18 protein-coding genes and 2 pseudogenes are annotated in these 25,367 nt (G+C 61.0%); 6 read left to right on the forward strand and 14 right to left on the reverse strand.

What is annotated here, in order from left to right:
• Nucleotides 1-19 precede the first annotated feature (19 nt).
• The 7 genes from PQT43_RS01410 to PQT43_RS01440 all read right to left on the reverse strand — a co-directional run bounded on the left by PQT43_RS01410 (nucleotide 20) and on the right by PQT43_RS01440 (nucleotide 12,442).
• On the reverse strand, nucleotides 20-1,246 hold the full coding sequence (locus PQT43_RS01410; protein WP_253083699.1) for an ABC transporter permease: 1,227 nt from the start codon (nucleotides 1,244-1,246) through the stop codon (nucleotides 20-22).
• Nucleotides 1,234-1,971, reverse strand: a complete 738-nt coding sequence (locus tag PQT43_RS01415) for an ABC transporter ATP-binding protein (RefSeq protein ID WP_272753419.1) — start codon at nucleotides 1,969-1,971, stop codon at nucleotides 1,234-1,236. The genes PQT43_RS01410 and PQT43_RS01415 overlap by 13 nt, the downstream gene beginning before the upstream one ends.
• Nucleotides 1,964-2,989, reverse strand: a complete 1,026-nt coding sequence (locus PQT43_RS01420; RefSeq protein WP_272753421.1) for a zinc-dependent alcohol dehydrogenase family protein — start codon at nucleotides 2,987-2,989, stop codon at nucleotides 1,964-1,966. The genes PQT43_RS01415 and PQT43_RS01420 overlap by 8 nt, the downstream gene beginning before the upstream one ends.
• Nucleotides 2,986-4,341 carry an aminotransferase class I/II-fold pyridoxal phosphate-dependent enzyme gene (locus PQT43_RS01425; RefSeq protein ID WP_102878442.1) on the reverse strand — a complete coding sequence of 452 codons (1,356 nt, stop codon included), beginning with the start codon at nucleotides 4,339-4,341 and terminating at the stop codon, nucleotides 2,986-2,988. Before PQT43_RS01425 ends, PQT43_RS01420 begins: the two co-directional genes overlap by 4 nt.
• Complete coding sequence (locus tag PQT43_RS01430; protein WP_272753422.1) at nucleotides 4,338-10,676, reverse strand: type I polyketide synthase; 6,339 nt, start codon at nucleotides 10,674-10,676, stop codon at nucleotides 4,338-4,340. Before PQT43_RS01430 ends, PQT43_RS01425 begins: the two co-directional genes overlap by 4 nt.
• Nucleotides 10,677-11,117: 441 nt before the next feature.
• Nucleotides 11,118-11,942 carry an SDR family oxidoreductase gene (locus PQT43_RS01435; RefSeq protein WP_110652295.1) on the reverse strand — a complete coding sequence of 275 codons (825 nt, stop codon included), beginning with the start codon at nucleotides 11,940-11,942 and terminating at the stop codon, nucleotides 11,118-11,120.
• A 35-nt stretch (nucleotides 11,943-11,977) separates the two neighbouring features.
• Nucleotides 11,978-12,442: a multidrug transporter gene (locus PQT43_RS01440; RefSeq protein WP_102878445.1), complete on the reverse strand. Its 465-nt coding sequence runs from the start codon at nucleotides 12,440-12,442 to the stop codon at nucleotides 11,978-11,980.
• Between the two features lie 421 nt (nucleotides 12,443-12,863).
• Between PQT43_RS01440 and PQT43_RS01445 the strand changes: the two genes are divergently transcribed.
• From PQT43_RS01445 to PQT43_RS01470, 6 genes and pseudogenes are all read left to right on the forward strand, one after another.
• Entirely contained in the window at nucleotides 12,864-13,343 is a 480-nt protein-coding gene (locus PQT43_RS01445; RefSeq protein ID WP_110596506.1) for a YhfG family protein, read from the forward strand.
• Nucleotides 13,336-13,464: pseudogene (locus tag PQT43_RS01450) on the forward strand (cell filamentation protein Fic); the annotation flags it as partial. The gene PQT43_RS01445 and the pseudogene PQT43_RS01450, both read left to right, overlap by 8 nt.
• Before the next feature lie 138 nt (nucleotides 13,465-13,602).
• Nucleotides 13,603-13,758: pseudogene (locus PQT43_RS01455) on the forward strand (DUF3077 domain-containing protein); the annotation flags it as partial.
• A gap of 173 nt (nucleotides 13,759-13,931) precedes the next feature.
• On the forward strand, nucleotides 13,932-15,323 hold the full coding sequence (locus PQT43_RS01460) for an S-type pyocin domain-containing protein (protein ID WP_272753423.1): 1,392 nt from the start codon (nucleotides 13,932-13,934) through the stop codon (nucleotides 15,321-15,323).
• Nucleotide 15,324: 1 nt separating this feature from the next.
• Nucleotides 15,325-15,795, forward strand: coding sequence for a DUF6392 family protein (locus PQT43_RS01465; RefSeq protein ID WP_267270018.1), 471 nt, complete (start codon nucleotides 15,325-15,327; stop codon nucleotides 15,793-15,795).
• Nucleotides 15,796-15,934: 139 nt separating this feature from the next.
• Complete coding sequence (locus PQT43_RS01470) at nucleotides 15,935-16,420, forward strand: DUF6392 family protein (protein ID WP_267269413.1); 486 nt, start codon at nucleotides 15,935-15,937, stop codon at nucleotides 16,418-16,420.
• Between the two features lie 170 nt (nucleotides 16,421-16,590).
• Here PQT43_RS01470 and PQT43_RS01480 read toward each other — a convergent pair whose 3' ends face one another.
• The 7 genes from PQT43_RS01480 to PQT43_RS01510 all read right to left on the reverse strand — a co-directional run bounded on the left by PQT43_RS01480 (nucleotide 16,591) and on the right by PQT43_RS01510 (nucleotide 25,361).
• Nucleotides 16,591-16,866 carry a short-chain dehydrogenase gene (locus PQT43_RS01480; RefSeq protein WP_085596250.1) on the reverse strand — a complete coding sequence of 92 codons (276 nt, stop codon included), beginning with the start codon at nucleotides 16,864-16,866 and terminating at the stop codon, nucleotides 16,591-16,593.
• A gap of 634 nt (nucleotides 16,867-17,500) precedes the next feature.
• Nucleotides 17,501-18,952: a mannose-1-phosphate guanylyltransferase/mannose-6-phosphate isomerase gene (locus tag PQT43_RS01485; protein ID WP_102878447.1), complete on the reverse strand. Its 1,452-nt coding sequence runs from the start codon at nucleotides 18,950-18,952 to the stop codon at nucleotides 17,501-17,503.
• Nucleotides 18,953-19,131: 179 nt separating this feature from the next.
• Nucleotides 19,132-19,800: an alginate O-acetyltransferase AlgF gene (locus PQT43_RS01490; protein ID WP_253083702.1), complete on the reverse strand. Its 669-nt coding sequence runs from the start codon at nucleotides 19,798-19,800 to the stop codon at nucleotides 19,132-19,134.
• A 15-nt stretch (nucleotides 19,801-19,815) separates the two neighbouring features.
• The gene (locus tag PQT43_RS01495) at nucleotides 19,816-20,991 is read right to left on the reverse strand and encodes an alginate O-acetyltransferase (RefSeq protein ID WP_267269414.1); all 1,176 of its coding nucleotides are present in this window, start codon (nucleotides 20,989-20,991) and stop codon (nucleotides 19,816-19,818) included.
• A gap of 11 nt (nucleotides 20,992-21,002) precedes the next feature.
• Complete coding sequence (locus PQT43_RS01500; RefSeq protein WP_110596421.1) at nucleotides 21,003-22,568, reverse strand: MBOAT family O-acyltransferase; 1,566 nt, start codon at nucleotides 22,566-22,568, stop codon at nucleotides 21,003-21,005.
• 211 nt (nucleotides 22,569-22,779) lie between these two features.
• Nucleotides 22,780-23,904, reverse strand: coding sequence for a mannuronate-specific alginate lyase (locus PQT43_RS01505; protein WP_253083705.1), 1,125 nt, complete (start codon nucleotides 23,902-23,904; stop codon nucleotides 22,780-22,782).
• Between the two features lie 8 nt (nucleotides 23,905-23,912).
• A complete protein-coding gene (locus PQT43_RS01510) occupies nucleotides 23,913-25,361 on the reverse strand; it encodes an alginate O-acetyltransferase (protein ID WP_102879070.1) in 1,449 nt (482 codons plus the stop codon).
• Nucleotides 25,362-25,367: the final 6 nt, after the last annotated feature.

A 25,367-nucleotide genomic window follows, 5' to 3' on the forward strand; every position in this document is an offset into this window, starting at 1 on the left:
CCTGTGGCCTGGTGGCCGACTAAACGAACGTGAGTGCGTCGACAATTTCATGGCGCGTGGCCTTGTACGCCGGATAGGCGGCGCACAGTACGGCGAACACAGTGACCACCAGCGCGGTCGAGACGATGCGCAGCCAGTCCAGATCGACCTGCAGCGGTACTTCTGTGGACAGGTTCGGGGGGATGTAGCCGATCTGGGCGAGATTGATCCCCAGGGCCACCACCAGGGTCAGGACCAGTCCCAGCAGGCAACCGAAGGCGGCGATCCAGAAACCTTCCAGGGCAAACAGCCGGATCACCCCATTCTGCGAAAGCCCGAGGGCCCGCAGCGTGCCGATTTCGCGGGTGCGCTCCACCACCGCCATCGACATGGTGTTGGCGACGCTCATGGCCGAGATCACCAGAACGATCGAGGCGATAAAGGAGAAGATCACGTCGAACAGGCTTTTGACCTGGGTATAGAAGTTCGACAGTTGCTTCCAGGTTCTGAACTCGACGTCGATGCCTGCGGCCCGCAGCTTGTCCTGCAATTGCTCGCCCATGGTCTCGGTCATCCCGGCATCATCGAGTACCACGACAAAGCGTTCGATGGCGTCGGTGTTGAGCAGCGCCTGGGCCAGCTTGAGGGGCAGCAGGATGAACTTGTCGTTGGTACTGGCGGTGCCGGTGTTGAACACGTCGGTGACCATGGCGTCCACGGCATTGGCCTGTCCGTCGAAGGTGCTCGACAGCAGGCTGAACACCGTGTCCTGTTGCAGGTTCAACAGCTTGGCGAGGTCCGAGGACACCGCGACCCCCATTTCATTCCGGGCATCGAGTTGACCGTTGGAGTAGCCCAGAGCCGAGCCGCCCAGGGCCTGGTCGTCCTCTGGCGCGATACTTTCGCTGATGAAGATGGTCGATGCGCGGCCATTGGAGGCCAGTCCGTTCAGGCTCAGCCTGGGCGAGACATGTTTGATGTGCGGCGCAGCGCGCAGCACGTTCTCGATGCGCTGCGCCTCTTCGGGAACGATCAGGTACGGCGTCGGATCGAGTTTGCCTTCGAGCCAGAAGCCACGTTTGGTCAGGGTCAGGTGGCCAAGGCGCTCGCCCATCACCGCCAGATCCTCCAGCCCTTTGTAGACATTGGCGACATAGCCGCTGAACAGGTTGATTGCCGCCAGGCCAAAGGCGATGGCCAGCAGCGTGACCAGGGTTCGTCGTCCGTTGCGGAAGGCGTTTTTCAGCGCGAGTATCAATGAGTGCATGACTGAACCTGCTTGATGATTCGCCCGTCGCACAAGCTCAGGCATCGGTCCATGTAGCCCAATGCCCGCTCATCGTGGGTCGAGAAAACGAAGGTCACGCCATGACCGCGATTGAGCCGTTGGAACAACTGCATCGCGGCATGGGCGTTTTCACTGTCCAGGCTGGCCGTCGGTTCATCGGCGATCACCAGGCGTGGTTGGGCGATCAAGGCTCGGGCAATGGCGACCCGTTGCCGCTGGCCGCCGCTCATTTTGTCCGGGCGCTGGTGCAGATGCCCGGCCAGGCCGACCTCTTGCAGCAAGTGGCAGGCGCGCTGGCGCTGCTGCGCGCTGATACGGCCGGCGATCCGCAAGGGCAGCAGCACATTGTCCAGGGCGTCGAGCACCGGGATCAGGTTGAAGCTCTGGAAAACGAAACCGATGGTGCGCAGGCGTTGCTGTGCATAGTGCACCGAGGTGCTTTGGGTCACGCTGTGGCCCTGCAGCTCGATTTGCCCGGATGAGGGTTTGTCCAGAAGCCCGATCAGGTTCAGCAGCGTGGTTTTGCCGCTGCCCGAGGGCCCGACGATGGCGAGCATTTCTCCGCTGGGGATGTCCAGGTTGATGTCATGCAACGCAATGACGTCGCCATAGCGCTTGCCCAGGTTGCGCAGTCGCACGAGCGGCACCTGATCCACGGAGGGCGGATTGGCGTGCGGAGCATGCCGTTGGCTGACTTCATCCATGATCCTGGTGACCTCCACTGCAAAGGTGCTGAACCGGCCCGTTGGGCAGCAGGTAGACGCGACCCCTGCGTCCCGGGGTTTCGAAGTGCCGCAGTGCCACGGTGATTTCGTCCAGCGTGTAGGTCGCTGCCACCTGCGCTTGCAGGACCTTCTTGGCCAGCAAATCGGTGGCTTCGCTCATCAGTCCATCCCGATGTTGATGGGACACCTGGGCCAGATGGCGGGCCAGCCAGAAGCCCTTGAGGTTGATGTCGCGGAAAATCACATCCTCGCAGGCCAGTTGGGTCGGTTGTCCTGAAAGCATGCCGTACTGGATGATGGTGCCCCCCGGCTCCAGCAGTTCTCCCAGGGGCGCAACACCTTCACCACCCACGGCATCCAGCACCAGCCCCCCCAGGGCATAGCCCATGGTGGCCTTGGCTTCTTGCACCAATCGGTCACCGGCCAGGATTGCGGCATCGCCGCCGGCCGCGAGCACTTCGCTCACCGCTTCGGGGCGACGGACGACATTCAGCGTGCGCAGGCCGTCATGCCGGGCGACTTGCATCACCGCCCGCCCGACGCTCGACAGGGGCGCGTTCTGGATGACCCAGGCCCCCGGCTCCAATTGGCTCTGCCGGCGCAGCAGTTCGATGGCGGTGCAGGCGCTGACCTTGAGCGAGGCGGCCTGCAGCGGGTCCAGTTCCGGGGGTAACTTGTGCACCAGCGAGGCGGCAATGCGGCGCTGCTGGCACCAGTTTTCGTTGCCGAGCAGAATCACCCGGTCCCCCTCGCACAGCTGGTCGACCGAGGCGCCACAGGCCATCACCCGGCCAATGGCCTCAAGACCAAGGGTCGCGGGCAACTGGGGCAATTCACCGTAGCGGCCCGACAGGCGTGCGAGATCGGCAGGGTTGAGCGCGCAGACTTCCACCTCGACCAGCACCTCCCAGGGCGAAGGTGGCCCCGGGTACTCAACCTCGATGCAATAGGCCACGCGGGAAGGCAGACCGAATCGATCAAAACGTATCTGTTTCAAAATAACCCCTTGCTCGCGGGAGCGTTCTTGCGCAGATCGACCAGCAGCTCGACGGTACGGTCGATGTGCTCCCGGGTATGGGCGGCGCTGATAAAGAAACGCAGGCGTTCGGTGTTGCGCGGGACCACCGGAAAGATCATCGGGAAGGTGCAGATGTTCTGTTCGAACAGCTGGGCCGTGGTCCATACCGCTGTCTCGCCGTCGGGCATCATGATCGGCACGATCGCCGAATCATGACTCAAGCCCGTATCCAAACCGGCTGCCCGGGCCTGGGTCCGGAAGTAGCCGGCATTGCTGACCGCCCGCCGTGCCCGTTCCGGCTCGGCGTGCATGATGCGCAACGCTTGCAGGCCGGCGGCGGCACTGGCCGGCGTGGGCGCGGCGGTGTACAGCAACAGGCCCGGCGCGTAGTGCTTGAGGATCGCGATCAGCTCCTTGCGCCCGGCGATGTAGCCTCCCACCGTGGCGAATGCCTTGCTCATGGACGAGAAGTGGATGTCGATGTCCGCACCGTCGAGGCCGAAGTAGTCGACCACGCCGAGCCCGCGGGGGCCGATCACTCCCATCGAGTGGGCTTCATCCACCATCAGCAGGGCGTGATGGCGGCGCTTGATGTCGATCATGCGCGGGATATCCGGAATATCCCCGTCCATGCTGTAGACGCCCTCGGTCAGGATCAGCACCCGTTCGTAGTGCTGGCGGTGCTCCACCAGCAGTTGCTCCAAGGCGTCATAGTCGTTGTGGGGAAAGGTCAGGCGCCGGGCTCCGCTGAGCTTGGCCCCCATGAGCATGCTGTTGTGGATCAGCTCGTCATAGATCACCAGATCCTGGCGGCGGGCCAGATAACCCAGGGTCGCGACGTTGGCGCCATAGCCATTGACCGCCATTACCGCATCCTCGACCCCCAGTGTCTGGCTGATCAGTTGCTCGAACTCGGTGAAGATCGGGATCTCGCCCATGTTGATCCTTCCCGAGCCCGCCGAAGTGCCGAACGCGTCCACGGCCTGTTTGGCGGCGTCTTGCATCCGCGGATCGCCCAGCAAGTCCAGGTAGTTGTAGGAGGCGTAGTTGATCAGTTGCCGCCCATCCATCTCCACCACGGCGCTGGATGCCCCCAGGTGCTGGCGGAACATGTTCCATTCATAGCCCTGGGTGTTGTAGTACCACTGGGTGTTGCTGAACTCGCGCAGCTCCGGGAAGTAGGCAAAGTCGTAGTGTTCGGGGCCGACTTTGACCTTGGCCGGGGTAGCTCGTGGGCCCTGCTCCGGGCCGGTCGCGGCACCGACGCTGGCGGTTCCCTGTTTACCCAACAACTGGGCACGCAGCCGCTCGATATGCAGGTGAGTAGTCATGCTTGTCGCTCCTGTGCCTGAACCGTTGTCGAGGGCTGAGCATCGAGATCGTCGCTCAGTCCCATGTTGGCCAGGGCATCGTTGGCCATGCCGCGAATCGTCAGGTTGTTGAGGATCTCGATCACCGAGACGCTGATCCCCAGGTTGTTTTTCAGCACCACCTGAATCTCCGCCGCCATCAGTGAGTCGATACCAAACTCGAGAATCGGTCTGTCGATCGAAACCGTGTCGGCACTGGTTTCCAGTTCATCGGCGATCAACGACACGATCAGGCCTGACAGCACCGCGAAGCGTTCCGTCTCCGGCAGCGCAACGATTTCCTCCCGCAGGCGTTCACTGGCGTCGTTGCTGGCCTCGGCATCGGAGGCGATCAGCTCGATGAAACGTGGCGATTGCTGGCTGAGGGTTTCGTACCGCGCCCAATCAGCCCAACTGCTGACCAGGGAAATGCCCAGTTGGGTGATATCCCGCCGCATTGCGCGTTCCAGCCACTGCAGTGCTTCGCGAGTCTCCATGCCGCGCAGTCCCATGTAGCGCATGAACTGTTCGAGCTTTTCATCGCGGGCAATGATGCCGGTATCGGAAATCGCGCCCCAGTTGATGCTCAGTGCCGGCAAACCCAGCGCCCGGCGATGCCAGGTCAGGCCGTCAAGGAAGCTGTTGGCGCTGACATAGGCGGCTTGCTTGCTGTTGCCGATCAACCCGGCGAAGGACGAGAACAGCACGAAATGGTCGAGCTCGATTTCCTGCGTCGCCTGGTGCAGCCATAGCGCGCTCTGCGCCTTGCTCTGCATGACCTGGAGGAAATGCGCAGGATCGAGTTCGAGGATCGCCTCATCGATGATCACCGTGGCCAGGTGGAACACACCCCGCAGGGGCGCAGCGCTGTCGGCGATGGTGCCCATCAGGTCGCGCACGGCACTGGCATCGGCCAGATCGCAGGCCAGGGCCAGCACGTTCGCGCCTTGCTGGCGCAGCTCTTCGACAAAGGCCTGGCGCTCGGGAGTATCGGCGCCGCTGCGCCCGGCGAGCACGATATGTCGTGCGCCGTGATCCACCAGCCAGCGGCTGGTTTTCTGACCAAAGCCACCGAAACCGCCCGTGACCAGGTAGGAGGCATCCGGTCTGAAGGACACCGTCTCCATGACTTGGACCTTGAGGGGGCTCTCCACCTCATCAAAATCGATGAGGATCGGAACATCCACGTTGTCGAGCATTGACAGCTTTCTCGTGGCCAGGTCGGCCAGGGAAATCGTCAGGCTGGGGATGACCGGGACCTGAGCATGGCGGGTGCGCTCCACGGCCGTGCGCAGGGAGGTTGCGAACAGCTGCGCCCGTTGGCTGATCAATGTCAGGTCGGCGCGCACCAGGGAGGCTGCATTGCCGGGCAGGGCAAAGGCGCGTGCAGTTTTTTCGGTGTCAATCAGCACTCCGCCCCGGGCCAGCGCTTCCCAGCCGTACAGCCGATCCCAACGCGGCATCGAACCGATGATGGCGTCAAAACCCTGGCCGGCCGTGTGTTCGCATACGGCGGCGTCCAGCGCACTGCCAGTGGCGGTGATGACCGTGCTGGCGACTGCGGCATTGCTGTCGGGCACGTTGATCAGCACGGTACGCACGCCGCGGCGCTGGAGTTCGGCATCGATGGCCAGGCCCAGTGGATCTGCCTCGATCAGCGCACACAGGCCGGCCTCAAGACCGGCCTGGTCAATGAGGTGCTGGGCGATGGCGTCACGCACGGCTACCAGCAGCAATCGGTCGCTGCATTGCTCGTCGCTCAGCGAGGTCAGGTGGAAGGCTGATCGCGGACCGCGCAGGTGGCTGCTGAACGTGAAGGGGGCAAGACCGCAGACCCGTTGGCCAGGATGCAGGTCGGTGACCTCGGCTCCGGTGCGGGTAACGGTGGCGAGCAGCTCGATATAGTGCTGGCCGGAGGGTGGATGGCCTGCTGCCTGCAGGTCGTGTTTGGATACCACCACGCGTTGGACCTTGAGCTCGATGTCATCTGCGCCCAGGGGTTCGCGCGGGGTTTCGATGAGCTTCACGCTGCCTAGGCTAGTGTCGTCTTCATCGGGACGGACCAGGACCGCCCTATCCGTGCCCGCCAGAGCAACTTCCTCCACCAGGGCGTCGGCCAACCACGGCTGGACTTCAAGCCGGCTGCTGAAGCGACGACCCTGGCGAATGGCGACTTCATCCTGTGGCGCGTCGCACATCAACTCACGAAGGCAGGCGTTGATGTCCACGGCGGACGGCGTAGCCGGCAGGTCGACGCTGCTGAAGTGCACGCCTTCGATTTCGTTGAAGGCGACCCGGGCAAATCCGGCCAACGCTGTTTGCGCCGGTTGCACCGGTGCGTCGTTGTCCATGATCTTGAAGGCGTTGTGGGTGATCACATAGGCCCTGGGCCGCTGTTCGAGCTCAAGCCTGGCCAGGCAGCGGCTGACCTCGATCATCAACAGCAGTGCCTGGGCGCCGGTTGGGTCCTGGCTGTCCAGGCGGGCCTGGGCGCCGTGGACGAAGACCACGCCGGCCAATGGGCCCATGCGCCCCAGCGCTCGCTCGATGGCGGCGGATTCGAGGGGCACGCTGATCTCCAGGCCATCGGCCCGCTCCTGGGGGCCGGTACGCAGTCGGGCGCTGACCGAGACACTGGCGTTGTGGAAGTCCTCGACGATACGGTCGGCCAGATCGCGGGAAGCACCGTCCTCGACGACCAGCCAGTTACCCAGTCGCTTGGGTTCGGGTGGGGTCCCGGCATCCGCCCATTCATAGCGGGCCATTTGCAGTTTGACCGGGTCACCGAACTTGTCGGTGCGCCCGGGCGCGTTGGGCACAGCTGTGACGCGCATCCCCCTGATCTGGGCAACGACCACGCCATGTTCATCGGTGATGGTCAGGTCGGACTCAACGTAGGCAGCCGTCGCACTTGTCCTTACCGCCTGGCACCAGCAACGTGTGGGCAACGCGGGGGCGAGCAGGCGCAGCTCGCGAAAACCGGTGGGTAGATAGGTGGTGTCGCTGTCTTCCAGCAGGCCGACCAATGACTGGAAACAGGCATCCAGAACGGTTGGATGAGCATGGTAGCCCTGGTTCGAGAGTTCGCTTGAACACTCGATGAAGGTCAGGGCCCGACCGGTCTTGGCGTCGGCGCGGATCGAGCGGATGGTCTGGAACATCGGTCCGTACTGGAGGCCGATGCGCGACAGCTCGCGATAGAACACCTTGGGCTCCCATTCGCCGCCGAACGAGGCTTGGAGCCCGGCAATGTCAAGCGATTGAGGCTCGCTTGTGGCCAGTGCGTCGACCCGCCCGACGGCGTGGACCTGACCGGCGCCAATGCTGCCGCTCTCGATACTGTGGAGGGTTACCCGACCGCTGTCGCGGGAGTAGGTGGACACGTAGTCCAGAGGATTGTTGTTGGCAATCACCAGCGGCGCGCGGATCTCCAGGTCTGAGAGGCGCAGCCCCGGGCTGTCCGGGTACAGCGCGGCCGCGGCCTCCAACAGGGTTTCGACATAGCCTGCCGCCGGCATGATCGAGACGCCCGAGACCACGTGCTCCTTCAGGTAGGCCAGGGCCTGGTGATCCAGGTCGTTGAGCCAGGTGTCGTTGGCCGGATAGTGCCGGTAGCCGAGCATGGGCACTTGGGTCGAGGCGATGCGCAGGTAATTGGAGCGCTCACTCTCAAGCCAAAGGTGTTCGCGTTGCCATGGGTAGTTAGGCAGGTCGGTGAAGCGGCCGCGGCCGTTCAGTGGTTGCCAGTCGATGTCGCAGCCACTGGCGAACACCTGGGCGACCACACGCTGCATGCGCTGTTGTTCCGGTTCTTCGCGACGCAGGGTTTCGACCAGGCGGATCTCCTTGGCCTGGACCTTGGCGCAATCGCGCAAGGCGCCTGCCAGGACCGGGTGCGGGCCGATCTCGACGAAGGTGACGTAGTCATCGTCGAGCAAGGTCTGGATCGCGTGGTAGAAATGCACCGGTTGCCGCACGTTGTGCTGCCAGTAGTCGGTGCCGTACTGGCCCTGGCTGGCATAGCGCCCGGTCACGGTCGAGACCAGCGGGATGGAGGGTTGGCAGGCACTGATGGTGCTCAGGGCGGCGGTCAGCTCATCCAGGATCGGCGCCATCAGGTAGCTGTGATAAGGCACTTCGACTGTCAGCAGGCGGTTGAAGATTTCCTGGGTTTCCAGTGTCTGGGCCAGGGCTTCAATGGCCGCGGTTTCCCCCGACAGGGTCAGCATGTTTGGCCCGTTGACCGCCGCGACTTCGATGCGCCCCTCGTAATCAGCCAGCAATGCCTGCGCCTCTTTCTGGCCGATGCCTACCGCCAGCATGCTGCCGGTGCCTGCGGTGGTCGCTTGCAACCGGCTGCGCTCATGGATGACGCGCACCGCATCGTCCAGGGATAACGCGCCACTCACGCAGGCTGCGGTGACCTCGCCAACGCTGTGGCCGACGATGGCCCCGGGCTTGACCCCGGCGGCAGACAACATCGCCGCCAGACCCCACTGAAGCATGAAGTTCGCCGGTTGCGCGAAGGCCGTCTGTGTAATGCGTGACTCGCCCTTGCTCTTGAGCATTTGGGCAACGATCGAGAACCCGGAGACGTTCTGGAACAGTCGGTCGGCGGTATCCACCGCGTCGCGATAGACCGGCTCGCTGCGATACAGCTCCTGGCCCATTCCCCACCACTGTGGCCCCATCCCGGTGAAGACCCAGACCGGCAGGGGCTGGCCCAGGGCCGTGCGGCGACTGGTGATGACCTGATCACAATGCCCGTGCTGCCAATACTCGCTGAGCGCTTGATGCAACTGCTGCCGATCCCGGCCGATGGCCACGGCCCGATGATTGAGGGGCGCACGGTGGAATGCGGCGGAGTGCAGGATGTCGTCCAGCTCGACGTTGCTCGCCTGCAGACGCTCGCTGTAGCGGTGGGACAGCTCCTTGAGCGCACCGGGGCTGCGTGCGGAGAAGGGCAGGTACAGCGGCGCGTCTTGGCTGCGGGCCGCGGCGGTCAGCGGGGCAGGCTCAGGGTCCGGCGCGGAACGCAGCACCACGTGGGCATTGGTGCCGCCGAAACCGAACGAGTTGATGCCCACCAGAAAGGCTTCGCCCGGTTTGGCCAGTTGAATGGGCCCGGCGGCCAGTCGAATTCCCCATTCTTCGAAGGGAATGTCGGGGTTGGGCGTTTCCAGGTTGCCCAGCTCGAAGGCTTCGCGATGTTGCAGGGTCAGTACTGCCTTGATCAGACTGGCGATGCCGGCACCGGCCTCAAGGTGGCCGATGTTGCTTTTGATCGAGCCCAGGACCACCCGGTCGTCGCCGCTGCGGCCCTTGCCATAGACCGACCCGATGGAGCGTGCCTCGATCGGGTCGCCTGCCGCGGTTCCCGTCCCATGGCATTCGACGTAACGCACCTGAGCCGGATCAATGTCGAAACGCGTGCAAACGTCCTGGATCAAGGCGCCCTGGGCTTCAGCGCTGGGCAGCGAGATGCCCGGGGTACGCCCGTCGGAGTTGACGCCGGCGCCCTCCACCGTGGCCAGGATCGTGTCGCCATCGAGCAACGCTTGCTCCAGGGCCTTGATGATCACCACGCCACCGCCTTCGCCGCGGCCGTAACCGTCGCCACGGGCATCGAATGACTTGCATTGTCCATCGCGAGAGAGGAAGTGCCCCTTGCACATGCCGATGGGGTACTCGGGACGCGTCATGATGTTGGCACCGCCTACCACCGCCATGTCGCACTCGCCGGACCAGATATCGTTGCAGGCGTAGCTGAAGGCGACGAGCGACGAGGAGCAGGCGGTGTCGATCGACAGGCTAGGGCCACGCAGGTTGAATGCGTGGGACAGCCGGTTGGCCAACATCGTCATCATCATCCCGCTGGGGGTATTGGCGTTCTGTCGGGTGCGGTTGGCGAAGTGGGTCATGGTGACCATTTGGTCCAGCATGAAACCGCCGACATAGACCCCGACTTTACGACCTGAATGTGCCGGCAAGTTCAGGCCGGCATTCTCGAAAGCTTCCCAGGTTAGTTCAAGCAATAAACGTTGCTGTGGATCAATGTTCTCCGCGACACTTGCTGGTAAGTCAAAGAACTCGGCATCCATTGAACGAATATCGTGTTTTAGGAAGTTTCCTTTTTCTACGTAGGCCTTACCCTTTGAGGTCTCATCGCTAGAGTAGTAGCGCGCCATGTCCCAACGGTCTTTAGGGACTGTGTCGGCGGTAACTCGGCGTTCTCTAAGTGCGCTTAGTAATTTTCTTAAGTCATTGATATCTCCGGGTAAATTGCAAGACATCCCTACGATTGCGATCTTTCTCATGATCCTAGTTGTCCTTAACTATTTGTTTGATTTCAATATTGAAGTGGTTGGTTTTTTTGCGGTTTTTAGTAATGTTTAACTCGCCTGTCCGTAAACCTAGCACAGGATTTTTTTTGTAATTTCTGGATTGATGATTTGAGAAATATCTTAGTTATATGTAAGAAATGTACTTGCTGTTTTGAAATGGTGAACTTGCAAGAAATAAACAGAGTCGAGTGTTCTATAGGATTGAGTTGTATCGATTTTTTAAGGGGCGCAGGTGCATTGGCGCGCCTGCGGTCGAGCAGGGGGCCGGAGGCGCTGAAGTGGCCAGGACGGGGGAGGGGGCATCAGCCCTCTTGCCCGTGAACGGGCGCAGGCGGTATGGCGCTACAGATTTATCAGCATGACAGCGGGGGGCGGGCACGCTCAGCTTTCCCTGAGCGTGGTGGTTACTGTTTTTTAGAGGTTGCGAGTCAGGCCAAACCGCTTCATCAGTCCCTTCTCCAGCAAACCCTTGGGCAGCAGGTTGGCCAGCAGCGGCAGGGCGCGGCTGCCATTGCCCAGGCGCAGCAGGCGTGGCGGTTTGTCCTGTTGCACGGCCTTGAGCAAGCCGGCGGCAAACTCGCTGGCGGGGGTCGGCTTGTCCTGGGAGGCCTTGGCCCGGGAGCGGATGCCCTCGCGCAGTGGCCACCAGGGCGATTGTTCGTTGAGCAGCTGTTCGGCTTCATGCCCGGCGTTCCTGGCAAAACTTGAAGCAATGGCCCCGGGCTGCACTTCCATGACCCGGATGCCGAACGGCGAGAGTTCCATGCGCAGGGCATCGCTCAAGGCATGCACCGCGGCTTTCGAGGCGCAGTAGGCGCCGGCAAACGGCGTCACCAGCACCCCGGAGACACTGCCGATATTCACCACCAGGCCGCGGCTGCGACGCAGCACCGGGAACATCGCCCGGGTCACCCCGACCACCGAGAACACGTTGGTTTCGAACTGGCGCTGCATGGCTTGCACGCCGCCATCCAGCAGCGGGCCCATGGCGCCGTAGCCGGCGTTGTTGATCAGCACATCGAGGCCGCCGTACTGCTGGTTGATCTCCTCGCTCAAGGCGCCCAGGGCAGCGCCGTCATTCACGTCCAGTTGCACGGCCTTGAAACCGGCGGCTTGCAGGGCAGTGACGTCCTCGGCCTTGCGGGCGCTGGCGAGCACGGTAAAACCGGCGCCCTTGAAGGCATCTGCCAGGGCGCGGCCGATGCCGCTGGAACAACCGGTGATCAACGCTACGGGCATGGCGCGGTCCTTGTGCTGTGAGGGGGAAGAGGAAATCAGTCGGAGAAGCTACCTTGCAAACGCTCGGCACGAAACTCCAGGGTTTGCGGACGATAGCCCGAGCGCAGCGGTGGCAGCGGCAGGCAGTCTTCCCAGCTGGCGCCGGCCTGCAACTCGCCGGGGCCGCGGTAGCGCGGGGCGCTGTACTGGTTGTCGGCGAGGTTGACCGTGTCCCCCGGCGCGTAGGCGGCGACCCGCCAGCGCAGTTCGATCAGGGGCACCTTGTTACCGTTGTTCAGCTTGACCTGCAGCGGGCGGTCGGCAGGGCAGTGTTCGGGGGCGTAGCTCAGGCGCAGATCCAGGCGCGCCAGTTGCTGGGCTTCGCGGTTGTCCAGCCAGACCACCCAGCAGGCCACCAGGGCCAGGCCGAACGCAGCGGCCAGGGACACGGGAAGGGCTTTGGCGGGGTAGCGCAGAAGCAGGATCAGCCAGGTGATGACCAGCAGAACGCCGATGAACATGAGGTGAGCCTCGGGGAAAAGGAGGGGACATCCTACCTAAGCGTAGGTGGGGTTGGCGATGGAGGATGGCTGTTGTGACGTTATCCACAGGCCAGGTTTTGATGGGGCGTTAGGGACAACAGAAGGTCTGTTAAAGCGGATTTATGCCGATAGTGGACATCATGTGGTCCACTCTGGTGCCCGCCCGAGCAGGTGGCTGGCATGCTCCGGGGTCATCTATCCATTTCTGGAACACCTTTACCGGGACTGGAAAATGCTCAGGTTCTCAGGGCTGCAAACATCGAACGAGGCGAATGCTAGCTGAAGGGGTGGGCTCCGCTTTCGACTGTGAAGAGTGCTGGTGCCAAGGACGAGACATGCCCGTGGTGGCGATCTATGAGGTGTATAATCTCCGGGCTTTGGCATCAATCATGGGGCGATGATGGACGTATCACTGCAGCAGATTTTGCAAACTGCACAGATCAGCGATCTGAAGAAGCTGGGGACGTTTCTTGAGGTCAAACGCTTTGTCGAAACTCAGCTTCATTTGAAGTTAGGGGCAAATGGCTGGAGCTCTTTATCTTTGAAATTAAAGCGCCTGAGTGCCCTCGCAGAAGAGGGGCGAGAGTGCGAACGCGTGCTTATTGATGCGTTGCCCTATCCGGCCGTGCGCAATGAAGTTTCAAAAAGAATCGGCTTCAGGATGTGCGCCAGGAATGTTGCAGAACTTAGAGGCGCTTTGTCCCTGTTGTCGAAATGCGCTGCTCGTCCTGCGTTTGATCCTTATGAGCGTTTCGAAAAGAACAAGCTTAAAAACTTTGTCAGCAGTTCAAGACTGGAAGGCATAGACATACCGGTCTTCGACGAAAAAGCCTCGTTGGAAAAAATCCTGGCCAAGCATGGAAGACCGTTGAATGGATAAATACGACGCTTCTCATGATCATTACTGCTACCCCGCCTCCTCAGTGCTTAAAAACAAGCTGAATATCCAGGAAATGGCCGCTCTTGAGGCGGCGGAGAGGGACATCACCGCGTTGACCGTCAGATGAGCGTCGCTGCCCGTTCAGCGACCGGGGTTGATAACCCGTTCTAATTTCTAATACAGACGCAACAGCGACCCTTGACGATTGCAGGCGCTTTTTTGCGCCCGTATTTCCGTGCAATAGCTACTGCCTGGAAGGGCTTCGGCCCTGCTGTACTACGTCAAGAAACTCGCTCTGGATGCGGCCATAGAAGACCAGGGCGAGCGCTACGCCTGGGCCGCGCATTTCCTGGCGGAGATGGGCAAGGCGCTGATCGATGACGTGGGATTGGGGATGAAGGAAGAGCTGTTGTAAAGCGCTGAGAACTATACGAGCCCAATCGCCCATAAATTGAAGGGGCTACGCGATCTATGTCAATTCTGACAGTCCCGCAGGTATTCCCCTGTGACTTTTCAGATACCTCTTACAGAACAAATCCGGATCGACGCAACAATTAGTGCCAACTAATTAAAACGCCGAGGGATCGTATGCGTTTAATAAAAAGCTCTGATCCAGGAGCACACAATGCTGAGCCGTCACATTCTGCTGAGGCCACAGTCCGTAAAGCGTTGGAGAGTAATCGATCCAGTCTTGAAGGCCTGGATGAGTTGTTACGCGACCACTACACCATCAACAGCAATCGGGACATTCTCGATGCCGTCAGGAATGGTGACTGGGTGTTGGTCGAAAACAGCTCCAATGCAGGAGGGGGCGGCGGCTTTGCCCGCTCCACCTTTGAACCGGAGCCGGTCTACATTCAGGAAGACCCGTGGCCTGACCCCAAGCCCCGTACTGACCTGATTTTTGCCAAGTCCATCAGCTCTGCACCCTGGGGCACCACCAAGGCGGGCACCGACAGCGAACCTGCGACGAACTTCGGTAAAACCATGGTCATGGCCTCCTCCACGGCAGAGGCCGGGCTGGGCAAAATCGCCGGAGACCTCATCCTCAGAAGTTTCGTGTGGTCACTGGAAGCCACCGGTACGCTGCTAAAAAATGCTGCAGGTCCCGTAGGGCGTGTCGTGATCTTGGCGATGACCCCGACCATGCTTGGCGACGGTTCGTTCTACAGCGAGAAACAGTTGCAGGACATGCGCGCTGCTACCACGCGGGTTCGCTTCCAGTTCCGCCGCGACAGCCAGGGCGCTCTTCAGATCTACGGCATCCACACCAGCGCCCAGTCAGGACAGGACGCCGTTCCGGTGATCAAAGCCAAGTGGAACGCAGACAAAAGCGCCATGGAGGCCCACCTTGGCACCATCACTATTATCTGGACGCCCAATCACGGGCCGTTGGTAACGACTCCCAGCGCTTATCCAGGGGGGACCGATGAACTGGCCAACATCATGGTCCACCCCATCAGCGAAGCAGGTGACAGCAAGCTCGAAGGGGCGCCCATCGATGAGTTCAAAGTCGAGGACTGCATCATCACCTTCCCGGCTGACTCCGGGATCAGGTCGCTGTATTTGGTGTTTGCCAAGCCGATGGTCAATCCGCTGGAGGTGGGGCCTGCCAATGATCTTTCCAGTAGAAGTGCGAAGGATGGGTTGGATATTGATCACATGCCTTCGCAAGGTGCGCTGAGAGAGTACTTGGTTACACTCAACACCAACATACTCTCGAAAGATCTAAGGAAAATTCTGCTGAATGCGCCGAGCATTGCAATTCCAAATGAAGTACATCAAAAGTACAGCGAGACGTATGGGGGCAGAAACACCAAGGCCCAGCAGATGAAGGACGCCGCCGACCTGCGTGCAGCCGTGGATAATAATCTTGAGGCCATCAAACCCTTTCTCATAGAGCAGGGCTTTACTGAAGAACAGATTGAAACTGCTCGCACCAATCTACACAACCTCCATCAGGAACAAGGCTGGTATTGATATGAACGCGGCAATGATCGATGACCTGGTTAAAAGCCTTGGACGCACTTACTCAGAAATGATTTCTTCCGGGATGTATCTTCCAGGCGGTCCACCGAAAGGTATGTTTGATGGCGACGAGACCTCGTCTATGTCACCTGCTACCGGAATAGACATGGGATTTTCAAGCAATACACGATTTGAGTCTCTCTGCATCTACTTGCATACAACGTCCGACGATGATCCCGTATACGAAGGAGGGTTGCCATATCAGCTCCAACGACGAATGAGTCAAGCCTGGGTCAGATCTCATTACGGCAAGCCAGTTGAATCAAAAGCCCCTTTCAAAATGCCTGTACTTGGAATGACGGGGGGGTGGGATACCTATCATCTTCCAGGCACAGCTAAAAACATCAGAACGGTGTTCCAGTACAACTTAGAAGCAGAAGTGGATGGTCTCATCATCAGGTTGAACGAAAACTCAGGTGCTTAAGTTAATAGACTCAAAAATTTTCTCTTCTTTTAGTTGCGCTCTCCTGACACACCTCCAGCGCGCACAACTGCAGCTCTCGAGATCGAGACAGCACGCGCTGACCTGCACAACCTCCATCAGGAACAAGGCTGGTACTGATATGAACGCCGCTATTATTGATGACTGGGTTAAAAGTCTCGGACGCACTTACCCCGAACTGATCGCCTCTGGCCTGTATCTTCCAGGAGGTCCGCCAAAAGGCATTTTTGAGGATAGTGACACCTTATCAATGTCGCCTGAGCCTGGAATCGAATTGGGCTTCTGGGCTAGTAGCCAGCGTTTTGAAATTTTATTCATCAGCTTGCTAGAGAGTTTCCAAGGGGAGTCAATCTACAACGGAAACTTACCCTATCAACTAAAAAAAAGTATGAATCAAGATGCAGTTCGACTCTGCTATGGAGAACCTTTTGAGTCAAGAGCACCTTTCAAAATGCCTATCCGTGGTATGACAGGGGGTTGGGACATTTATCGCTTTCCGAGCATACCCAAAGGAACTCAGACGGTTTTTAAATACAACGCAAAAGTGGAAGTAGAGGAGATAGTGTTTGAATTGAACGAAAAATCACGCGCTCAGAATCTGCAGTGAATTTTGGGCCAGGGAGCACTTGATATGAACGCAGCAATGATCGATGACCTAGTTAAAAACCTTGGACGTACTTACCCCGAAATGATTTCTTCCGGGATATATCTTCTGTGTGGTTTTACAACTACGCCGATCGTTCCCCCGCGTTTGAAGGGGAACGATCACAGGGCGTTTTAGTTCAGGTACTGACTGCCACGAATCCGCCGCCCCAACACGTCCAGCAGATCACAGCCATCGCGCAACAGAATGGCGCTGGCGTGGGCGATCTGTGTCAGGTCGGTGGCATCGGCGTGGCGGCTGTCCATGTGCACGATGCTTTCCATCAGTTGAGTCACCGCGAGGATGCGGTAGGCGGCGCTGGCATGCAGTTCGTCCAAAGGCGCGCGGGTGTCGATAAACAGGCTGGGAGTGGAGGATTCGTTGCTGGTTAGCGCGATACGGTCCGTCATGGTGTGTTGCTCCTGAAATAAATAGAGCTGCCACTTGATCGCCGTCAAACGAGTTGGGTGGCAACTGTACGCAGGTTGACGGACCGGTTTCAGGAACCCGGCGCATCCGAAGATGCCCCACGCACAGTCGCCATAAGACTTTTTTGCGAGCGCAGAAGAGCGCAAGCAGAGTCGAGGAACTATGCGTCCTGAAAGTGTTACCGAGCCGTCAAACCCGATCACGAATGAGTCGTGACAGGCGCGAGGATAGGGAGCAGTGAGAGGGCGGTCAACCCGATATGTGTAGCCTGAAACGACCTTTTGTATCCACAGATGGCTGTTGATCTGGCTTGCCGCTTGAAGCTTACGGTTGCTCCTATTTATCGCTGCTTCTTGTAGCCGCTGCCGCAGGCTGCGAACGACCGCGCAGCGGGCGCAGGGGGCTTGAGATCGCTGAAGGTCCTTCGGCCCTTTTCGCAGCCTGCGGCAGCGGCTACAAAAATCCCCCTGGCCAAGTGCCTGCGGATAGGGGACGCAGGCACCTGGAAAGGGGGAGCACAAAGGTCTTGCTAGCACGACTCCCTGCTTTTACTTGCAGCTTGCCGCTTGAAGCTTACGGCTGCTTCTACTTGCCGCTTGAAACTTGCCGCTGCGCTTACTGCGCAATGGTCTTCACCGAGACGCCACGTTCCACCGGGGTGGAGCGGCCGTAGATATCTTCAAACCGCTCGATATCGTCCTCGCCCAAATAACTGCCCGATTGCACTTCGATGATCTCCAGCGGGATCTTGCCCGGGTTGCGCAGGCGGTGCACCGAGGCGATGGGGATGTAGGTGGACTGGTTCTCGGTGAGCAGGAACACGTTCTCGTCACAGGTGACTTCGGCGGTGCCGCTGACCACGATCCAGTGCTCGGCGCGGTGGTGGTGCATCTGTAGCGAGAGGCAGGCCCCCGGCTTGACCGAGATGTGCTTGACCTGGAAGCGCCCGCCCATGTCCACCGAGTCGTAGGAGCCCCACGGACGGTAGACCTCGCAGTGGTTCTGGGTTTCGCTGCGACCCTGTTCGTTGAGGGTGTTGACCATCTGTTTCACCCCTTGGACCTTGTCCTTGTGGGCAATCATCATGGCGTCCTTGGTTTCCACCACCACGATGTTGTCCAGGCCGATCACCGACACCAGTTTGCCGTTGCCGTGGATCATGCAGTTGTGGCTGTCCTGAATCACCACATCGCCCTTGCTGACGTTGCCGTTGGCGTCCTTTTCATGCACGTCCCACAGCGACGACCAGCAGCCGACATCGCTCCAACCGGCGCTCAGGGGCACCACGCAGGCGCGCTGGGTCTTTTCCATCACCGCGTAGTCGATGGAGTTGTCCGGGCAGCAGGCGAAGGTGGCTTCGTCGATGGTCACGGTGTCCGCGTCTTGCTGGCTGCGTTCCAGGGTCAAGAGGCAGGTGTCGTAGATGTCCGGGTCGTGTTTCTTCAGCTCTTCGAGGAAGCGGCTGGCACGGAACAGGAACATGCCGCTGTTCCAGAAGTAGCCGCCGGCCTGGACGAATTCGTTAGCGCGTTTTTCGTCGGGCTTCTCGACGAACTGCGCGACCCGGCTGATGCCTTCCGGCAGCAGGGCGTCGTTGGCGGACTTGATGTAGCCGTAGCCGGTTTCCGGTTTGGTCGCCGGGACGCCGAACAGCACCATTTCGCCACGCTCGGCGGCCACGGTGGCCAGGGCCAGGGCCCGTTGCAGGGCTTTCTGGTCGTCCAGGACGTGGTCGGCGGGCAGCACCAGCATCAGCTCGTCGCGGCCTTCGTTGACCAGCATCATCGCGGTCAGGGCCACGGCGGGGGCTGTGTTGCGGCCGAAGGGTTCCATGAGGATGCGCTGGGATTCGAGCTTACGGTTGGCCAACTGCTCGTTGACGATGAAGCGGTGGTCTTTGTTGCAGACCACGATGGGGGTGTCCATGCCTTCGAACACCAGGCGCTCCAGGGTTTGCTGGAACAGGGTGTGTTCGCCGGTCAGGGCGAGGAATTGCTTGGGGAATTGCTTGCGCGAAAGCGGCCAAAGACGTGAGCCGCTACCACCTGACAAGATCACCGGAATCATGTTGTTACTCCTTCAAACATCGTATGGGTTAGAGCTACTGCGTTCTGTCGTTTCACTCTTGTTTTTGTCTCGGTGTAGCCGCTGCCGAGGTACGAGGCTGCGATGGGCTGCGAAGCGGCCCCTGAGGGCGGTCCTGCGGACCGCGTCGCAGCCTCGGGCCTCGGCAGCGGCTACAGGTCTTAGCGGGTGGAGACGGGGCGTTTCACCCACACCGGCGACAGGTTGCTGCCGTTGCCGGTGACGTAGAGCACCGCCGCTTCGCCGCGCTCCAGGGCCACGGGCTTGAGGTCGCTGACTTTTTTATCGCCGTCATACAGGGCGAAGCTGACCTTCACCGGGTTGATTTCGCGCTCGCCGCGGCCTTTGGCAGCCACGGCCTTGACCACGTCGGTCTTGCCGTCGGCGGTCTTCAGGGTCAGGGCCTGGTCGCTGAGGTTCTGCACCCGCACCAGGGATTTCTGCTTGTTCTTGAACGGCGGTTCTTCGATCAGTTGCGGCTGGCCGCTGGCGTTGTTGACCAGGGTGTAATAGTGATCGGCGGCCAGTTTCACCGGCACGCTCTGGCTGCCCACCTTGGCGGTGTAGTCACCGCCGGGCATGAAGCTGAAGTCGCTGCTGGCCAGGGGCGCGACGTCATTGACGTTGGTGCTGCCCACCGTGGCGCTGACTTCGCTGTTGCTGGCGTTGTACAGGCGCACGAAGGTCGAGCCCTTGGGCGCGGTGGGACCGTACAGGGCGGCGTCGCCACCGGCGAATACCGGGGCTGATAGCAGGCCCAGGCTCGCGGCCAATACGGCAGCTTTCAGGGATTTGGCAGCGAGACGGCGAGGAGTAGTAGTGAAAGTCATGAGTGTTACCTCTTTTCAGTTTTGCGCCCGGTCGGGCGTCTCGGATTTGTTGAGTGCAGCTACGTTCTGTTGGCGAGCACCGGCTTGCTTGAGCTCTGCGACCCACTGCGGGTCGGCATCGCCGATTTCGTTGTTCACAGGCAGATAGCGTTCAGGGAATTCCCAGATCAGCACCTGGGGCGGGTTGTTCTTGAAGTCGTCGCTTTTCAGGTAGCTGAGCATCGGCAGGATCGGGCCGTGGCCGTCTTCGGCGTAGCTCAGCACGTCGCTGTGCAGGGCCTGTTTCAGGGCGCCGACGAAGTTCCAGTTGGGGTTGGCGCTGTAGCTGGTTCCCACCAGGGTCACTGGTACTTCGTGGTCGGCGAACAGCACGTCGTCGGCGGCCGGCTGTTCCTCGCTGGCGCGGGTCACGCGCTTTTGCAGCGGCTCTTCGGCCGGCATCAGGTTTTCGAACAGCGGGTCCAGGGGCAGGAAGCGCCGCAGGTCGCCCTGGTGCTTCACGGTCTCTTGAGTCTCGGTGACGAAGCGTTGTGGCTGACCGCTGAGCGGGGTCTTGGCGGCGATGGCCTGGGCCAACTGGCGAGCGACGACTTCGGCGCCGGCCGGGGTCCAGTGGGTGTCGGTGCGCAGGAACACTTGCTGGCCCTGTTGCTTGGCCTGTTGCAGGGGGCCCAGCAGGTCGGGGGCAAGGATCTTGTCGGCCGCGACCCGGGCATGAAAGTCCTGGTAGAGGTTGGCGTGGATTCGCGCCGGGCGTACCTCGTCCAGGTGTTCCGGGTACAGCCGGACCTTGGCCGGGACGATGGCCATCACCAGTTTCACCCCGTGCGCCTTCAAGGTCTGGCGCACGCCTTCCACCAGGGCGTAGTTGCCTTGCAGGTTGAGCTCCTCGTTGACCACCGGGTTGAACTCTTCATCGCTGTACAGCCACTGGTCGCGGCCTAGCACCACCCCGGGGCGGCCTTCGTTGAACAGTTTGAAGTCCAGGGCGGCCCAGAGGTTGGTGCCCAGGCGCTTGATCGGGAACTGGTCGTCGTAGTGGGTTTCCACGGCCTTGGCCCAGCGCCCGTTGAGCACGGTGGCGTCGTTGTTGGTACTGAAGCCGAAGAAGCTGCGCACCGACCACAGCCCGAGGACCGCCAGGGTCACCAGGAACAGGGCGATGTAGAGCACACGTAATGAGCGGGTCATGGGCAGATCCCTCAGAACTGGAAGTAAAGGAACGGCGAAAAGCTTTGCGCCGAGAGTTTGAGAATCGAGGCGATGAACAGCAGCAGCACCAGGGCGCGCATCACGTAGCGCGACCAGTCGGCGCTCCAGTAGGCCGGTTGCACTTGGGCCTCGGTGCCGACGATGTAGCCTGGCTGGTGAACGCTGCCGGGGGTGTCCCCGGGCACTGCCTTGATCAGACCGGGCTGGGCGGTGGCCGGGCCGTCGGCGGGGGTAGCGACGTCGGGCTTGGCCTTGACCGGTGCCGGGTTGCGGTACAGGTCACGCAGGCCGAAGAACGCCAGGGTGGCGTAGGCCAGGATCAGGGTCGCCACTTGCAGGCCGGTGAGGCTGGCGCGGTTGAGTTCCGACAGCGACCAGTCGCCAAAGCTGAACATGGCACCGTACATGCGCCCGGCCACGTGCAGGTTCTCGGCACGGAAGATCACCCAGCCCATCACCACCAGCAGGAAGGTCAGGGCCCAGCGGATCGGGTTCAGGCTGCGTGGGGTGGTGTTGATGCCCAGGGCCTTTTCGATGGCCAGCCACATGCCGTGCCAGGCGCCCCAGACGATGTAGGTGATGTTCGCACCGTGCCACAGGCCACCGAGCAGCATGGTCAGGAACAGGTTGCGGTAAGTCATCAGCGTGCCTTTGCGGTTGCCGCCCAGGGTGATGTACAGGTAGTCGCGCAGCCAGGTGGACAGGCTGATGTGCCAGCGCCGCCAGAACTCGGTGATCGACTGGCTGATATAGGGCTGCTTGAAGTTTTCCATGAAGCGAAAACCCATCATCAAGCCCAGGCCGATGGCCATGTCGCTGTAGCCGGAGAAGTCGAAATACAGCTGCGCGGTGTAGGCCAGGGCGCCGAGCCAGGCATCGCCCGTGGTGGGGTTTTGCAGGGCGAAGCAATGGTCGGCGACCACTGCCAGGGTGTCGGCGATGAACACCTTCTTGATGAAACCCTGCATGAAGCGGGTGCAGCCTTCGGAGAACTTGTCCAGGGTGTGGGTGCGGTTGTTGAACTGGTCCGCCAGGTCGCGAAAGCGCAGGACCGGGCCGGCGATCAGGTGCGGGAAGATCGCCACGAACGCCGCAAAGTCGATGAGGTTGCGGGTGGCCGGGGTGTCGCCGCGGTAGACGTCGATGATGTAGCTGATGGACTCGAAGATGTAGAACGAGATGCCGATCGGCAGCAGGATGTGGGTCAGGATGAACGGTTCCAGACCGTAGGAGGTCATGATCGCGTTGATGCTGTCCACGCCGAAGTTGGCGTACTTGAAGTAGCCGAGGATGCACAGGTCGACGCCGACGCCGAGCAGCAGCCAGCGTTGGGCCGGCTTGGTGCGTACACCGGCGGCGCCGACTTTCAGGCCGATCCAGTAGTTCCACAGGGTGACCCCGGCGAACAGCGCCAGGAAGTCCACCCGCCACCAGGCATAGAACACATAGCTGGCGATCAGCAGCAGCAGGTTGCGATAGCGTTGCCCGCTCAAGTAGTACAAGCCGAGAAAGATCGGCAGGAACAGGAACAGGAACACATTGGACGAGAAAACCATCCCGATCTCTCCATGTTTAACCAATAGTCAGAGGCCGGAGCCCCCCCAAACCCCCCACTGAAAAAACCGTGGGAGGCGTATTGCATTCATGACGCTCTCTGTAGCCGCTGCCGAGGTACGAGGCTGCGATGGGCTGCGAAGCGGCCCCTGGGGGCGGTCCTGCGGACCGCGTCGCAGCCTCGTGCCTCGGCAGCGGCTACAGGTGTAGGTGTTACGGGCTTGTGTTGCCCTTTTCACGGGCCGGGTCGTAGACCTTGGTCAGGTCGCCACCCAGGCGGAAAGTCTTGAACGGTTGCATCTTGTGCTTGCGCTCCAATGTCTCCGGAGCGCAGGTGTAGAGGCTGCAGTAGGGTTCCAGCCAGGCGAATTTCGAGTCGACCTTGAGGTCGGTCATGTCCTGTTCCTTGCCATTCTTCTGCTCGAAAAGCTCCGGGTCTTTCACCCCAGCCAGCACTCGGTCACCCAAGCGCTTGAGCGCGCTGTTGTTCTCCTGGCGCAGGTCGACGCCGTTGACCTGGGCGAAGCTGGCGATCATCGCCAAGGGCGGCAGGGCGTAGTTGTGGTACGCCAGGGCTCGTTGCTGGCGCTTGAGTTCGTTGGGCAAGAAGCCGTCGGCGTCGACCTGGTGGGCGCCGACCTTGTATTCCTTCACGGCCCAGTCGAACAGGTCGCGGCGGTTGGTGGCCACGGCGGTGGCCATCACCGACCAGGCGGCCCAGTAGGAGTGGTTGTTGGTCTTGTCCAGGGGCAGGTTGTCCCAGTCGCTGACGACCTGATCGGCCATCTTGCTGAACCAGGCCTCGATCTTCTGCGCCTGTTCCTGGTGGCTGGCCAGCGGGTGGGAGTCGGAGAACTTCAGCCGCAGGTAGGCCGAGGCCATGCTGCCCAGGGCCCATTTGCGCATGGACTTGCCGGTGTGGTTGAAGTCCTTGGACATCAGCGCGTCGGCTTGGGCCCAGGCGCTGAGCCAGGCGAGGGTGCAGTCCAGCTGTTGCGGGCGGCCGTCGCGCATGAACTGCATGACCCGCTTACTGGTGCCGCGCTCGATCTTGGTGATGTCCGCGGTGGTGTCGCGAAAGGCCTGTTCGGACTGGGTATTCAGGGTCGCCCGGGCCTTGTCCGAGCCTTCGTACTTGCTGCGAAACTGCAGGGCGCCGGTGTAGGGCGCCGGCATGGCGTCGCAGCCTTCGCTGTCGTCACCGCTCTTGAACTTGTCCACCGGGGCGTAATAGCCCTGGGGTGGACGCAGCGGCGCGGCGGCCTGGGCGCTGCCGGTGACCATGGCCAGCCCCAGCAGGCTGGGGAGCAACCAGTGTTTCAGGTGTGTGCTTTGCATAGGTAACCTCATTGCCCGATCTGCGCGGTGCGTTGCTCGGCGCTCGGGAATACGTTGCGTTTGCAAATTTTCGCTTCGACCTTCTGCCCGGCAGTGCCCGCTTCCGGGCCCTGGATTTCGACTGCCAGCAGGTTCTGCGAGGCCCAGTCTTCGTCAGTGCGCAGTTCGAAGGCGAAGCGCCCGTCGGTGTCGGACGTTTCCGGTTTGTCGATCTTGATGTCCTCGTGGCGGCCGTTCATGTACCAGAGGGTGGCTTGCAGGGTTTTCACCGAAGGGTCGGCGAAGCGGATGTCGACCTGATGGCCGCTGTTGCGCAGGTCCAGGTTCTGGCTGTTGACCAGCAGTTCGTTCTTGCCCGGCTTGAGGGTGGTGCTGGCGCTCATCTGCGCAGCCTTGCCCTCGCAGCCGTTGTCCAGCAGGGCCATCATCTGCCGGTAGATGGTTTCCTGGTCCAGGCGGTACAGCGGCGAGAACTCCCAGATCAGGATCTTCGGCGGGCTCTTCTGGAATTCGTCGCTGCCCAGGTACTGCAACATCGAGCCTTCCAGGCCACCGCCGGGGAAGGCGACGTTGAGGATGTCGGCGCCGATGGCCTCTTCCAGAAAGCCGGCGAAGTTGTAGTTCTTGCCGCTGTGGCTGGTGCCTACGAGAGTGATCTGCGGGTTGCCGGAATCACCGAACAGGTCGCCGTCGCCGGCCTCGCCCTTGGGCTCGGTGGTGAACTGGTCCATGTACTGGATGGCGTAGCTGGTGCCGCACAGTTGCCCGGCCATGTTGTGCAGGGTGCCGGTCTTGCCCATGCGCCCGGACTTGTGGGTCTCGAATTCACGCCGTGGAATGTCGGCGAAGGCCGGCAGTTGCTTGACCTTGTCGGCGACGATCTTGGCGGTGCGTTGGGCGCCGTAAGGGGTCCAGTGCTGGTCGCCACGGAAGTAGAAATCGTGGGCCGGCAGGGTGTCGGGCAGTTGTTCGTTGGTCAGCGGCGACAGGTCCGGCACCACGTAGCCCATCTGCGCAAAGCGCCCGAGCATGGCCTGGTAGTTGTTCAGGGCCTTGTCGTAGTCGAAGCGGGCTTTCTCTGCCGGGTTGAGCTTGTTGCGGTTCACCAGGCCGCGAGTCGGCTGGTAGACCAGTACCAGTTCCACGCCCTTGCTCTTGAACGCTTGGTGCAATTGCTTGAGGCGGCGATAGCCTTGCGGCGTGGTATCAAATTCGGTGCGCAGGTCTTCCTGGGTGCGGAACAGCCAGTCGCCCTGGGCTTGCACCAGGGTGGTGAAGTTCTGCTGGTAGCGGGTGGTGTAGTTCTTCGCATCATGGGCGGCCGGGCACAGGTTGCAGCACGGCTCGGCGGTGAAGTTCGGCGCCTGGGGCTCATCGGCACGGGCGCCGGCGCTGGCGGCGAGAATGCCGGCGGTCAGCGCCGACAGGCTCAACAGTTTGATCAGGTGTGGGGGCATGACAGT

The organism is Pseudomonas sp. BLCC-B112, assembly GCF_028550695.1.
GTDB lineage: Bacteria > Pseudomonadota > Gammaproteobacteria > Pseudomonadales > Pseudomonadaceae > Aquipseudomonas > Aquipseudomonas danubii.

Bases quoted from the DNA above. Each gene is read 5' to 3' on its own strand.
- PQT43_RS01440 (WP_102878445.1), bottom strand. From the start codon at position 12,442: ATGTTCATCGGCGTTCTGCTGGTCATCACCTGGCTGATCCTGCTTCTG.
- PQT43_RS01425 (WP_102878442.1), bottom strand. From the start codon at position 4,341: ATGACTACTCACCTGCATATCGAGCGGCTGCGTGCCCAGTTGTTGGGT.
- PQT43_RS01435 (WP_110652295.1), bottom strand. From the start codon at position 11,942: ATGCCCGTAGCGTTGATCACCGGTTGTTCCAGCGGCATCGGCCGCGCC.
- PQT43_RS01505 (WP_253083705.1), bottom strand. From the start codon at position 23,904: ATGCAAAGCACACACCTGAAACACTGGTTGCTCCCCAGCCTGCTGGGG.
- PQT43_RS01500 (WP_110596421.1), bottom strand. From the start codon at position 22,568: ATGGTTTTCTCGTCCAATGTGTTCCTGTTCCTGTTCCTGCCGATCTTT.
- PQT43_RS01430 (WP_272753422.1), bottom strand. From the start codon at position 10,676: ATGAGAAAGATCGCAATCGTAGGGATGTCTTGCAATTTACCCGGAGAT.
- PQT43_RS01470 (WP_267269413.1), top strand. From the start codon at position 15,935: ATGAACGCCGCTATTATTGATGACTGGGTTAAAAGTCTCGGACGCACT.
- PQT43_RS01485 (WP_102878447.1), bottom strand. From the start codon at position 18,952: ATGATTCCGGTGATCTTGTCAGGTGGTAGCGGCTCACGTCTTTGGCCG.
- PQT43_RS01415 (WP_272753419.1), bottom strand. From the start codon at position 1,971: ATGGATGAAGTCAGCCAACGGCATGCTCCGCACGCCAATCCGCCCTCC.
- PQT43_RS01495 (WP_267269414.1), bottom strand. From the start codon at position 20,991: ATGACCCGCTCATTACGTGTGCTCTACATCGCCCTGTTCCTGGTGACC.
- PQT43_RS01510 (WP_102879070.1), bottom strand. From the start codon at position 25,361: ATGCCCCCACACCTGATCAAACTGTTGAGCCTGTCGGCGCTGACCGCC.
- PQT43_RS01480 (WP_085596250.1), bottom strand. From the start codon at position 16,866: ATGACGGACCGTATCGCGCTAACCAGCAACGAATCCTCCACTCCCAGC.
- PQT43_RS01465 (WP_267270018.1), top strand. From the start codon at position 15,325: ATGAACGCGGCAATGATCGATGACCTGGTTAAAAGCCTTGGACGCACT.
- PQT43_RS01445 (WP_110596506.1), top strand. From the start codon at position 12,864: ATGGACGTATCACTGCAGCAGATTTTGCAAACTGCACAGATCAGCGAT.
- PQT43_RS01410 (WP_253083699.1), bottom strand. From the start codon at position 1,246: ATGCACTCATTGATACTCGCGCTGAAAAACGCCTTCCGCAACGGACGA.
- PQT43_RS01460 (WP_272753423.1), top strand. From the start codon at position 13,932: ATGCGTTTAATAAAAAGCTCTGATCCAGGAGCACACAATGCTGAGCCG.
- PQT43_RS01490 (WP_253083702.1), bottom strand. From the start codon at position 19,800: ATGACTTTCACTACTACTCCTCGCCGTCTCGCTGCCAAATCCCTGAAA.